At 68.0% G+C, this 12,526-nt stretch carries 8 protein-coding genes; 3 read left to right on the forward strand and 5 right to left on the reverse strand.

All coding sequences use genetic code 11. From position 1 onward, the window contains the following. Positions 1–37: 37 nt before the first annotated feature. Positions 38–2,377, reverse strand: a complete 2,340-nt coding sequence (gene uvrC, locus D2E22_RS01770; protein WP_126031395.1) for an excinuclease ABC subunit UvrC — start codon at positions 2,375–2,377, stop codon at positions 38–40. Between the two features lie 43 nt (positions 2,378–2,420). Continuing rightward, positions 2,421–5,357, reverse strand: a complete 2,937-nt coding sequence (gene uvrA / locus D2E22_RS01775; RefSeq protein ID WP_126031515.1) for an excinuclease ABC subunit UvrA — start codon at positions 5,355–5,357, stop codon at positions 2,421–2,423. Between the two features lie 360 nt (positions 5,358–5,717). Between uvrA and D2E22_RS01780 the strand changes: the two genes are divergently transcribed. The 3 genes from D2E22_RS01780 to D2E22_RS01790 all read left to right on the forward strand — a co-directional run bounded on the left by D2E22_RS01780 (position 5,718) and on the right by D2E22_RS01790 (position 9,066). Then, entirely contained in the window at positions 5,718–6,725 is a 1,008-nt protein-coding gene (locus D2E22_RS01780; protein ID WP_126031396.1) for a hypothetical protein, read from the forward strand. Then, entirely contained in the window at positions 6,722–7,279 is a 558-nt protein-coding gene (locus tag D2E22_RS01785; RefSeq protein ID WP_126031397.1) for a uracil-DNA glycosylase family protein, read from the forward strand. The genes D2E22_RS01780 and D2E22_RS01785 overlap by 4 nt, the downstream gene beginning before the upstream one ends. Before the next feature lie 185 nt (positions 7,280–7,464). Beyond that, complete coding sequence (locus D2E22_RS01790; protein ID WP_126031398.1) at positions 7,465–9,066, forward strand: ABC-F family ATP-binding cassette domain-containing protein; 1,602 nt, start codon at positions 7,465–7,467, stop codon at positions 9,064–9,066. A 108-nt stretch (positions 9,067–9,174) separates the two neighbouring features. Here the strand turns inward: D2E22_RS01790 and D2E22_RS01795 are convergent, their stop codons facing one another. The 3 genes from D2E22_RS01795 to bsh form a co-directional block, all read right to left on the reverse strand. Beyond that, positions 9,175–10,236 (reverse strand): cation diffusion facilitator family transporter, encoded by a 1,062-nt coding sequence (locus D2E22_RS01795; protein WP_126031399.1) that lies wholly within the window; start codon positions 10,234–10,236, stop codon positions 9,175–9,177. 73 nt (positions 10,237–10,309) lie between these two features. Further along, positions 10,310–11,140 carry a carboxymuconolactone decarboxylase family protein gene (locus D2E22_RS01800; RefSeq protein WP_126031400.1) on the reverse strand — a complete coding sequence of 277 codons (831 nt, stop codon included), beginning with the start codon at positions 11,138–11,140 and terminating at the stop codon, positions 10,310–10,312. 201 nt (positions 11,141–11,341) lie between these two features. Then, complete coding sequence (gene bsh, locus D2E22_RS01805) at positions 11,342–12,286, reverse strand: choloylglycine hydrolase (protein WP_126031401.1); 945 nt, start codon at positions 12,284–12,286, stop codon at positions 11,342–11,344. Between the last annotated feature and the right edge of the window lie 240 nt (positions 12,287–12,526).

Raw genomic sequence — 12,526 nt, forward strand, 5'->3', positions numbered from 1 at the left:
GCATACGGCCGAATCGCGGCATGCGCATGCGGCGCGTTCAGTCCCCGGCCGCGTGCATGTGCGTCCGCCCGTCGCCGTCCCCCGCATCCTGCGCCTGCGTGTCCTCGGCGCCGTCCTTGTGCAGAGCCTGCCAGATGCGCAGCGCCTTCGCCGATCCGATGCCCTTGACCTCCTCGAGCTGTTCGACGCTCGCCTCGCGCATCGCGCGCACCGAGCCGAAATGCGCGAGCAGCCGCTTCTGGAACGCGGGCCCCACGCCGGGGATGCCGTCGAGCGACGAACGCAGCGCGCCCTTGCGGCGCGACCGCCGGTGGTAGTCGATCGCGAAGCGGTGCGATTCGTCGCGCACGCGCTGCAGCAGGTACATGCCCTCCGACGCGCGCCTAAGGATGATCGGATAGTCGTCGTCCGGCACCCACACCTCCTCGAGGCGCTTCGCGAGTCCGCACACGGCCACGTCGTCCACGCCGCAGTCGGCGAGGGCCTTCGCTGCGGCCATGACCTGCGGCCTGCCGCCGTCGACGACGACGAGGTTCGGCTTGTAGGCGAAGCGCCGCCGGTCGGTGTCCTGCTGCACGATCCGTCCCGCGTCCGCCATGTCCCGGCCGCCGTCGCGCATGGCGCGGGACGCACGCCGCTCGTCGTCGATGCTCTCGCCGCTGTCGCCGGCGATGTTGCCGTGCCTGAACCGGCGCGTGAGCGTCTCGGTGAGCGCCGACAGGTCGTCGAGCGCGCCGGAGCCGTCGGCGCCGCGGATCGCGAAGCGCCGGTATTCGGATTTCTTCGCGACGCCGTCCTCGAACACGACCATCGACGCGACCTGATAGGCGCCTCCGACCGTGTTCGAGATGTCGTAGCATTCGATGCGCAGCGGCGCCTGGTCGAGCCCGAGCGCCTCGGCGACCTCGTTCATCGCCTCGGTGCGCGCGCCGATGTCGCTGATGCGGCTCATCTTGCTGCGCTGGAGCGCCTGCTGGGCGTTCTGGTCCGCGCGGTCGAGCAGCTGGCGCTTCGTGCCGCGCCGCGGCACGTCGATCGAGACGGCGCCGCCGCGCAGGCCGGACAGCCACGTCTCGAGCTCCTCGCGGCGCGCCGGCTCGAACGGTACGAGGATCTGCCGGGGCACCGGCGCGATCGGCGCGAGCAAATCGGCGCGCCCGGTCTGTTCAAGCCGTTCGCGCCGTTCGCGCGTCGCCTGCGCGCGGGCCGTCGGATCGGTCGCGCGGAAGCGCTGCGAGGCGGCGACGGCGTTGCGTTCCTCGTTGACGACGACCTTCGTCGCCCGCTCCCCCTCGCGGCGTTCGTCGCCGACGAGGTCGGCGTAGACGCGTACGAGCAGGTCGGCGACGATCTCGTCGTCCCCGATGCCCTCGGAGCGTTCGACGCTCCAGTTGCGTTCGCCGCGGATCGTGCCGGTGCGCACGAAGAAGGCATGCACGGACGCCTCAAGCTCGTCGGTGGCGAAGCCGAAGACGTCCGCGTCCACGTCCTGGTCGAGGACGACGGAGTTCTGCTCGACGACGCCGGAGAGCATCTGGATGTCGTCGCGCAGCCGCGCGGCGCGCTCGAAGTCGAGTTCGGCGCTCGCCTCCTTCATCTGCGCGGTGAGCTGGGCGACGTACGAACGCCCGATGCGTCCGGTGAGCACGCCGACGAGCTGTTCGCACATGCGCCGGTGCTCCTTCGGCGTGATCCTGCCGACGCACGGCGCCGAGCATTTGCCGATCGACGCGAGCAGGCAGGGCCGGCCGGTCAGCTGCGCCTTGCGGAACACGGACGGCGTGCAGGTGCGCACCGGGAACGCGCGCAGCAGCCTATCGAGGCTCTTGCGCAGGTCCCATACCTTCGCGTAGGGGCCGAAGTAGCGCGTGTCGCGGCGTTTGCGGCTGCGCGTGACCCATACGCGCGGGTACTCCTCCCCCGCCGAGATCGCCAGATACGGGTAGGTCTTGTCGTCGCGGAAGACGACGTTGAACCGGGGGTCGAACTCCTTGATCCATGTGTATTCGAGCGTGAGCGCCTCGATCTCGGTGCCCACGACGGTCCATTCGAGCGAGCGTGCGGTGAGCACCATCGTCTGCGTGCGCGGATGGAGCTGGCGCAGCGGCTGGAAGTAGTTGGTCAGCCGGTTGCGCAGGTTCTTCGCCTTGCCCACGTAGATGACGCGGCCCTCGCCGTCGCGCCACTTGTAGACGCCGGGCCGCGCGGGGATGTCCGAGGTCTTCGGGCGGAACAGGTCGCGGCTGTCGCCGAGCAGCGGCGCCCCGTTCGCGTTGACGCCGGCGCCTGCGCCCTGCCCGTCCGCGCCGCCGGATGCGGCCAGATCGCGCGCGATCGCATGCCAGGTGCCCGGCGCGTGCCGTTCGAATGTGCTCACGTCGCCTCCATGATGACGTTGGTGTTGCCGATGCCGCCGTCCGCTATCCGAGCAGCGGCTCGAGGAACCGGCCGGTCCACGACCCGTCGCATTCGACGACGTGCTCCGGCGTGCCCTCGGCGACAATCGTGCCGCCGCCTTCGCCGCCTTCCGGCCCCAGGTCGATGATCCAGTCGCTCGACTTGACGACGTCGAGGTTGTGTTCGATGACGATGACGGTGTTGCCTTTGTCGACGAGGCCCTGGAGCACGACGAGGAGCTTGTTGACGTCCTCGAAGTGCAGTCCGGTCGTCGGCTCGTCGAGGATGTAGACGGTCTTGCCGGTGCTGCGGCGCTGCAGTTCGGTGGCGAGCTTGACACGCTGCGACTCGCCGCCGGAAAGCGTCGTGGCGGGCTGCCCGAGGCGGATGTAGCCGAGGCCGACCTGCACGAGCGTGTCGAGGTAGCGCGAGATCGCCGGGTAGGCCCTGAAGAACTCGGCCGCCTCGCTGATCGGCATGTCGAGCACGTCGGCGACCGACTTGCCGTTGTATTTGACCTCGAGCGTCTCGCGGTTGTAGCGCTTGCCGTGGCATTCCTCGCAATCCACATAGACGTCCGGCAGGAAGTTCATCTCGATCTTGAGCGTGCCGTCGCCGTGGCAGGCCTCGCAGCGGCCGCCCTTGACGTTGAACGAGAAGCGTCCCGGACCGTAGCCGCGCACCTGCGCCTCGGGCGTCTTCGCGAACAGCGCGCGGATCTTGTCCCACACGCCGGTGTAGGTGGCCGGGTTGGAGCGCGGCGTGCGTCCGATCGGGTTCTGGTCGACGTGGATGACCTTGTCGCACAGTTCGACGCCTTCGACGCGCGTATGCTTGCCGGGCACGATCCTCGCGCCGTTGAGCCGGTCGGCGAGCACCGGGTACAGGATCTGGTTGACGAGCGTCGACTTGCCCGATCCGGAGACGCCGGTGACGCAGGTCATGACGCCGAGCGGGAAGTCGACGGTGATGTCCTTGAGGTTGTTCTCGCGGGCCCCGACGACGCGCAGCCTGCGCGACTTCCTCGGCTTGCGCCGCTTGGGGGGCGTCTCGATCCTCCTGCGGCCGGCGATGTAGTCGCCGGTGATCGAACGCTTCGCGTCGACGAGATGGTCGGCGGGGCCCGAGTATACGACCTCGCCGCCGTGTTCGCCGGCGCCCGGGCCGATGTCGACGAGCCAGTCCGCCGAGCGGATCGTGTCCTCGTCGTGTTCGACGACGATGAGCGTGTTGCCCAGGTCGCGCAGATGGTGCAGCGTGTCGATCAGGCGCGCGTTGTCGCGCTGGTGCAGGCCGATCGACGGCTCGTCGAGCACGTACATGACGCCGACGAGCCCCGAGCCAATCTGCGTGGCGAGGCGGATGCGCTGCGCCTCGCCGCCGGAGAGCGTCTTCGCGGCGCGCGAGAGCGTCAGGTAGTTGAGGCCGACGTCGTTGAGGAAGCCGAGGCGCGCGCGGATCTCCTTGACGACCTCGCCGGCGATGCGCGCGGCGGCGCCGGTCAGGTCGAGCTCATTGATCCACCTGAGGCCGCGTTCGGCCGGCATGTCGCACACGTCGGCGATCGACAGCCCGCCGACGGTCACGGCGAGCACCTCCGGCTTGAGCCGCTTGCCGTGGCAGACGGCGCAGGGCACTTCGCGCATGTACGACTCGTAGTACTGCTTGCGCTGCTCGGAGTCGGTCTCCTCGTGACGGCGCATCAGCGAACGCACGACGCCTTCGAAGCCGGTCGAGTATTCGCGCATGCGACCCCAACGGTTGCGGTACGAGACGGTGACCTTGAAGTCCTTGCCGTACATGATCGCCTGTCGGGTCTCCTCGGGCAGGTCCTTCCACGGCGTGTCCAGATCGAATCCGAGTTCGGAGCCGAGGCCCTCGAGCACGTGGCGGTAGTAGTCGCCGGTGGACTTCGTCATCATCCACGGCTCGATCGCACCCTCGTTGAGCGTCTTGTCCGGGTCGGGCACGACGAGCTCGGGGTCGATCGCGAGGCTGAAGCCCAGACCGGTGCATTCGGGGCATGCGCCGTAGGGCGCGTTGAAGGAGAACGTGCGCGGCTCGATCTCGTCGAGCTCGAGCGTGTGGCCGTTGGGGCATGCCATGTGTTCGGAGAACGGGACGCGGCGGTCCGGCGCGGCGGCGTCGCGGTCGACGAAGTCGGCGACCATGAGCCCCTTCGCCAAGCGCAGCGCCGTCTCGACGGAGTCGGTGAGGCGCTGGCGGATGCCGTCGCGCACGACGAGGCGGTCGACGACGACCTCGATCGTGTGCTTCTTCTGCTTGGCCAGCGTGATGTCGTCGGACAGTTGGCGCATCTCGCCGTCGATGAGCGCGCGGGCGTAGCCGTCGCCGCGCAGCAGCTCGAGCAGGTCCTCGAATTCGCCCTTGCGGCCGCGCACGACCGGCGCGAGGATCTGGAAGCGTGTGCCCTCGGGATTGCCCAGGAGGCGGTCGACCATCTGCTGCGGCGTCTGCGCGCTCACCTCGGCGCCGCACACCGGGCAGTGCGGGACGCCGGTGCGCGCGAACAGCAGGCGCAGGTAGTCGTAGATCTCGGTGATCGTGCCGACCGTCGAGCGCGGGTTGCGGTTCGTCGTCTTCTGGTCGATCGAGACGGCCGGGCTGAGCCCCTCGATGAAATCGACGTCGGGCTTGTCCATCTGGCCGAGGAACTGGCGCGCGTATGCGGACAGCGACTCGACATAGCGGCGCTGGCCCTCGGCGAACAACGTGTCGAAGGCCATCGACGACTTGCCCGAGCCCGACAGGCCGGTGAAGACGACCATGCGGTTGCGCGGGAACTCGAGGTCCGCGTTCTTGAGGTTGTGCTCGCGCGCGCCCTGGATGACGATCTTGAGGTCGTTCGGCAGATGGCCGATGTCCGCGATGAGCGAACCGCGCTCCTCGCGCAACGGCGCCTTCGCCAGCTCGCGGCTCAGGAAGGCGTCGCTCGACATGACGCGTTCGAGGACCGCATGCGACGTCCGTGCTTCGTGTTCTGCTGCCAATGGATCCCGCCTTTCGATTCCCGTGTGGGTCCGTCCGCACGCCCGTCCCGCGGGCGCGCAGGCAACACAAGGATAGCGCATCCGGACGAAAAAAATCGAACACCTGTTCGAAATCTTCGCATGGGCGCGCGCAGGCGTGCCGCCGGCGGCGCCAGACGGCCGCCGCACGTTCACCCACAGGACGAAAAACGGTGGCGCTGCGCACGCCGCCGCCCGGACTTCGCCTACGCTGGAAGTCGTCACGGCCGCGCCCGCATGGCGCCGCGCGGCCGACACGGAGGAAACGGACACGACGAAGGAGCGAGAACCATGGCAGACAGCAACACGCACGGCGCGCCGCGCAGGACGGGCGCCGACTCACCGCAGCCGCCAGAGACGCGCGCCGGCGGCCGCGCAAAGGACGCGCGCGACAAGGACGGCGGACGCGAACGCGACGTTGAGATGATCGTCGCCTGGGCCTCCTTCGCCGCGCTCATCGTCGTCATGGCGCTCGCGCAGGCCGGCGTCCTCGTGCACGTGGACATGAACGACGCCCGCCAGCGCGTGCACTCGTGGTTCTCGGCGCCGCGCTACGTGCAGCTCATCTGGATCCCCGTCTATCTGCTGCTCGCCGTATGGCTCGTGCGCGTCGGCAACGGCCGTCGACGCGCCAAGCGGCTCGGCCGCGTGCGCTTCACGCTGCTCGGCGCGCTGTTCACGGCCGCCTGTCTCGTCGGCGTCGGCTGGGTGTTCGCCTGGGCCTTCAAGAACTATCCGGCCTCGGTCACGCTCATCGCCGTGCAGACGGCGCTCGTGTGGACGCTGTGGTTCCTCTCCCGGCGCGACGACGCGAGCATATGGGGCTGGGCGCCGTTCTCGCTGTGGGGATCGTGGCTCATCGTCGAGACGCTCGTCGACGTCGCGCGCGCCGTCACCTACTACGTCTCGAAGGACGGTGCGATGAGCGGCACCGGCCAGTCCGTCGCCACGATCGTGCTCGCGCTCGCGCTGCTCGCCGTAGCCTGCCTCGCGCGCTTCCGCTTCGACGACTGGGTCTTCGGGCTCGTCGCGCTGTGGTCGGTCGTCGGCATCGCGATCCATCTGATGGACGTCTCGAAGTTCACGGCCGTCGTCATCATCGCGCTCGCCGCCGTGACGGCCGTGTTCATGTACGTCCCATGGAAGCGCATCTCCGGCAGGCTCGGCACGATCGAGCCGCGTCGGCAGGAATCGGCCAGGCCGCGGCGCGATGCGCGGCGCGCGCCGGACCCGTCGCAAAGCGGTGACCTGCGCTCCGGCGATGGCGGCGCCTCCTCGCACAAGGACGCCGAGCGATGAGCGCGAGGGGCGCCGACGGCCGCTGGATGCGCGTCGAGCACGGATTCCCGCCGCTGTTCGACGCGCGCTCGCGCGTGCTCTTCCTCGGCACGATGGCCAGTCCGAAGTCGCGCGAGGCCGGCTTCTTCTACATGCATCCGCGCAACCGCTTCTGGCCGATCATGGACTCGCTGTTCGCCGATCCGGACGACCCGGCGGACACGGTCGGCACGAGTGCGGCGTCTCGCCGCGCGTTCGCGCTGCGGCATCGTTTCGCGCTGTGGGACACGGTCGAATCGTGCGAGATCCTCGGGGCGTCCGACGCGTCGATCCGCGACGTCGTGCCGAGCGACCTGGCGCCGATCGTGCGCGGATCCGAGATCCGGCACATCTACCCGTGCGGCGCGAAGGCGGCGGCCCTGTACGAACGCTACTGCAGGCCGATGCTGCTCGACGACGGGATCGACCTGCCGTCCACGCCGCTGCCGAGCACGTCGCCGGCCTACGCGGCGAGGACGCTCGACAACCTGATCGCGATCTACCGCGAGAAAGTGGACATGGCGGACTTCGCCTGACCCGCCGCGGCGGCCGCGCCCCATGCGCGCCGATGCGCGCGTTCATGGGGCGCGTTTATGGTCTATGATGGTCTGCGCGCGCGAACGGCCGCCGGCGCTTTTCGCAAGGACGGGCGTTCGCACAGGACAATTCATGGACGAACGGACGAACATCACGGACCTCAGGGTCGGGAGACGGTGACGCAATGGCAATCGAAGTACAGGGACTGGAGATTCAGATCGGCGCGCGCACGCTGCTGCAGCCGACGAGCTTCCACGTCGCCAAGGGCGACAAGATCGGCCTCGTGGGACGCAACGGCGCCGGCAAGACGACGCTGACGCGCACGATCACCGGCGAACTGCTGCCGACGGCAGGCACGGTGCGCGTCACCGGCAAGCTCGGCTATCTGCCGCAGGACACGCATGCCGACGACCCGGAGCAGTCGGCGCTCGACCGCATGATGAGCGCGCGCGACATCGCGACGATCATCCGGCGCATGCGTAAGGCCGAGAAGGAGATGACCGACCCGGACCCGGATGTGATGACGAAGGCGATGAACCGCTACGACAAGGCGATGCAGGACTTCGAGAAGGCCGGAGGCTACGCGGCGCAGTCCGAGGCGCAGGCGATGGCGGCGAGCCTGGGGCTGCCGCAGGACGTCATGTCCCGTCCGCTCGGCACGCTCTCCGGCGGCCAGCGCCGCCGCATCGAGCTGGCGCGCATCCTGTTCTCGGATGCGGACACGCTCATCCTCGACGAGCCGACGAACCATCTGGACGCCGACTCGATCGAATGGCTGCGCGGCTTCCTCAAGAAATATGAGGGCGGCTTCCTCGTCATCTCCCATTCGGTCGAGCTGCTCGACGAGGTCGTCAACAAGGTGTGGCATCTCGACGCGCAGACCGCGCAGATCGACATGTACTCGCTCGGCTACCAAGCGTACCTGCACCAGCGCGCCGTCGACGAGGAGCGCCGTCGGCGCGAACGCGAGGTCGCCGAGAAGAAGGCGGAGCGGCTCATGCAGCAGGGCATACGCCTGCACGCCAAGGCGACGAAGGCCGTGGCCGCGCAGAACATGATGCGCCGCGCCGAGAAGCTGCTCAACGAGACGAGCGGCGAACAGCGCAAGGAGAAGGTCGCGGACATCCGCTTCCCCGAACCGGCGCCGTGCGGGCGCACGCCGATCATGGCGAAGGACATCTCGAAGGCGTACGGCGACAACATCGTCTTCGCCGGCGTGAACCTCGCGATCGACAAGGGCTCGCGCGTCGTCATCCTCGGTTACAACGGCGCCGGCAAGACGACGACGCTGCGGCTGCTCGCCCATCTCGACGAGCCGGACACCGGCGCGGTCGAATACGGCCACGGCGCGAAGATCGGCTATTTCGCGCAGGAGCACGACACGCTCGAACTGGACATGACGGTCCTCGAGAACCTGCAGCATGTGGCCCCCGAACTCACCGACACGCAGGCGCGTTCGATCCTCGGCTCGTTCCTGTTCTCCGGCGATGACGCGTTCAAGCCGGCGCGTGTGCTCTCCGGCGGCGAGAAGACGAGGCTCGCGCTCGCCACGCTCGTCACGTCGCGCGCGAACGTGCTGCTGCTCGACGAGCCGACGAACAACCTCGACCCCGCCTCGCGCGCCGAGATCCTCAAGGCGATCTCGAAGTACGAGGGCGCGATCGTGCTCGTCACCCATGACGAGGGCGCCGTCGAGGCGCTGCGCCCCGAACGCGTGCTGCTGATGCCCGACGGCGACGAGGACCTGTGGAACGACTCCTACCTTGAGCTCGTCGCCGAGGAGTGAGGACGCGCCGGTCCTTGCGGTCCACTGACGCGAAACAGGGGCTTCACGGAACCACAACGGTTCCATGAAGCCCCTGTTTCGTCTGCGCGGTTCCGTCCGTGCGCGCGTTCAGTCGAGATCGACCGGCTCGTCGGGCGTGCCGGCCTGCGAGGCGCGCATGATGTCCGGTTCGACGTAGATCTCCCAGTTGTACCACGGCATCGACTCGCGCACCGACCGTTCGATCTTGTTGACGGTGTCCACATCGTAGTCGCGGTCGAGCTTGGAGGTCTGCACCTTGAGGCACAGCAGGATGTTGTCCTCGGACATGTGCACGGACTGCATGTTAATGAGGTCCTCGACGCCTTCGGTGCCTTCGACGGCCTTGATGATGCGTTCCTGCGTCAGCGCATCGACCGATTCGCCGATGAGCAGCGAGCCGGCCTTGTAGGCGAGCAGCAGCGAGCCGACGATGAGGACGACGCCGACGCACATGCCGCCGAGCGCGTCGTAAAGCTCGTCGCCGGTGGCGATGGCCAGGCCGATGCCGAGGAACGCGAACGCGAGGCCGATGAGCGCGAGCGTGTCCTCCATGATGACCGAGGCGAGGTCGGCGGATTTCGTCACGCGCCAGAACCTGTAGATGCCCATGTGCGGCATGCCGGTGTGCCGCATGCGTTCGTCCGATTCCTTGACCGACTGGTGCAGGCCGTAGCCCTCGAGGCAGGCGGAGATGACGACGACGACGAGGGCGACGACGAGCTCGCCGCGGTTGGCGGCGCGCATGGCGGGGTCCTCGAGCACCTCGCCGATCTTCTTGAGCGCCTCGCTCGTCGAGAAGAAGCCGCCGACGAAGAACAGCAGCGTCGCGACGACGAAGGACGCGAGGTATTTGACCCGGTACCAGCCGAAGGGGTGCTGCGCGTTCTTGCGTCGTCTTCTGGCGACGCGGTCGCCGGCCATCAGCACGATCTCGTTCGAGCAGTCCGCGATCGAGTGCACCGATTCCGAGAGCATCGACGACGACCGTGTGAAGAGGAACGCGGCGAGCTTGGCGATGGCGACGCCGATGTTCGCCATGAGGGCGGCCTTGACGGCCGCGCCCTCGTGTTTGCGCTCCTGCTGCGCGCTGATGCCGTCGCCCTGCGGCGGCGCGCCATGTGTGGCGTCCTTCGTGTGGTCGTCCGTCATGTCCTTGTCCTTGTTCCGTTCTCGTTGCTTCTCGTTGCCGCGGTGCCGTCACGCGCCGGCGCCGCGCCGCGCGTCATTCGCCGTCACGCCGCGCGCTCGCCCCGCCGCCCGGCTCCGCGCCCGTTTCGTAGTCCGGTTCCGCGTCGTGTTCGCCGAGCACCGTGCGGATGCAGGCGATCGCGTTGAGCGCGCGCGGGTATCCGATGTACGGCAGGCATTGGGAAACGACGGCGATGAGGAAATGCTCGTCGTTGCCCAACCGCAGGTTGGCCCGGATGTGCGCGCGTTCCTGCGCCTCGCAGCCGCCCTGGCCGATGAGCAGGCAGAACGTGACCATCTCGCGCTGCGCGAGCGTCAGGCCGCCTCGCGTGTAGTAGCCGCCGAAGCAGTCGTCGGTGAGCCATGCGTTGATGTGGCGCGTGTCTTCGGGCCCCTTGTGCGGGAAGTCCCTCATCACGTCGCCGAACAGCCGCATCTCGATGCGCTGGCCGGCCGCCATGCGCCCGTCGTCGGGGACGGTGTCCTGGCCGGGCAGCGGCATCGCGACGTTCTCGGCGTTGAGGAAGTCGTTGAGCTTCCTCAGGTACGGCAATGCGTGGGCGAACCCGGCGTAGGGCGTGGCCTGGTAGATGACCTCCTTGAGCTGCACGGACGTGACGCCGGTCCGGTAGGCGACCGGCAGCATCATCTCGAAGGCGTCCATGCCCTGCGCGCCGATGATCGCGGCGATGATCGCAAGGCACCGGTCGGCCTCCCCCAGCTTCGGGTCGTTCGCCTCGGGTTCGCGCACGACCTCGTCGTAGGCGAATCGGGAGAACAACGCGATGTATTCCGGATCGGTCTGGGCCAGGGTACGGTCGTCGTTCCAGAAATGGTTCATCTTCCTGTGCAGCTCTTCGAACATTACATGCCTCCTGTCCGGTTGCCGCGGGGCGCCCCGCTCCATGGCCGGCGCGGCGCACGCGCGCGGCCGAAACGGGCTTACGACGTCCGTATAATATGACAGGGCATCGCACCATGCCCATGGCGTTCCGCGTTTGCATCACCGTTTCGCCATGGGCTGAATGTTGATGGGCGTCTTGGGGTCTTCAGGCCCCGCATGGGTTCACTTCGTCTGCAGCTTGTTGCTCGTCGCGTCGAAGTCGCTCACCGGCGTGGCCACGATCGTCGGATCGTCGTAGGTGGCCATGTAGTAGGTCTTCGTCTTCGCCGAGTAGCCGCTCGTGAACCGCGTCTTCTCGTACTGGCCGTCGGCAAGCGCGCTCATGCCCTCGATCATCTCGGCGATCGAGAGCGTCTTGAACAGGCGGGTGACGTTGTCCTTCTCGCCCTGCTTGTCCGGATAGTGGGCGTTCGCGTAGGCGACACGCACGAAGCGGGACATCGAGTTCGGGTCGCCCGGCAGGCCGTGGGCGCTCAGGCCCGCGCCCCATGGCTTGAGTTCGGCGTTGCCCCACTTGACCGGCTCGACCATCGTCGGCACGCAGTTGATGTAGTTGATGAGGTTCTGGCGGTGCACCGGGAACTCCGGCTGGTTCGTCATGACGTCGACGTCGTCGTCGTATACGTGCATGCCGCTTGCGGTGTATTCGACGACGATGCTGCGCGTCGCGTCGGCGATGATCCAGTGCAGCATCGCGACCGGGTACTGGTCGTTGATCGGCTTGGCGACGATCGTCACGTTCTTGAGCGCCTCGGCGACGTCGTCGACGCTCGTGAAGTTGCGCGCCACCCACAGCGGGAACTCGTAGGCGGCCACGTTCGTCGTGAAGTTGACGCTGTCCTCGGCGTACTGCGCGTAGCCGGGGAAGTTGAGGCCGGCGACGGTCACGCCCGCGTCGTTCGCGCAGTCGAAGTAGAGCGGCGTGTCCTCGACGACGATGGCGACGCCGATGACGGCGTGGTTGCGGTCCTCGGCGTTGAACACCGGCTGGTAGTTATAGTCGGCCGGCGTGTACACGATCTTCTCCCCGTAGCCGCATTCCCAATCGAGGTTGCGTCCGAAGTAGAGGTTGCCCTCGCCGTCGACGAAACGCACTGCACTGCACATGATGATGTTCCTTTCCATGCCGCGGACGGCCCCGCCGCCCGCGTTCGATCGCGCACGCCGCCCGGAGGGGCCGGTCGTGCGCCGTTGCCGCCATTGTAGGGAGCGGTTCGGCGCGTGCGCGCCGGTTATCGTTGTCAGAGGAAGCGACGCCCTGCGGCTTCCCGGCGTTCGGCCGGCGGCGCACACGGCGCGCGGTACTAGAGTGGGTGGCGTATGTGTTTGTCCCTTCCCGGCCATGCG

Source organism: Bifidobacterium castoris (assembly GCF_003952025.1).
Taxonomy (GTDB): Bacteria; Actinomycetota; Actinomycetes; order Actinomycetales; family Bifidobacteriaceae; genus Bifidobacterium; species Bifidobacterium castoris.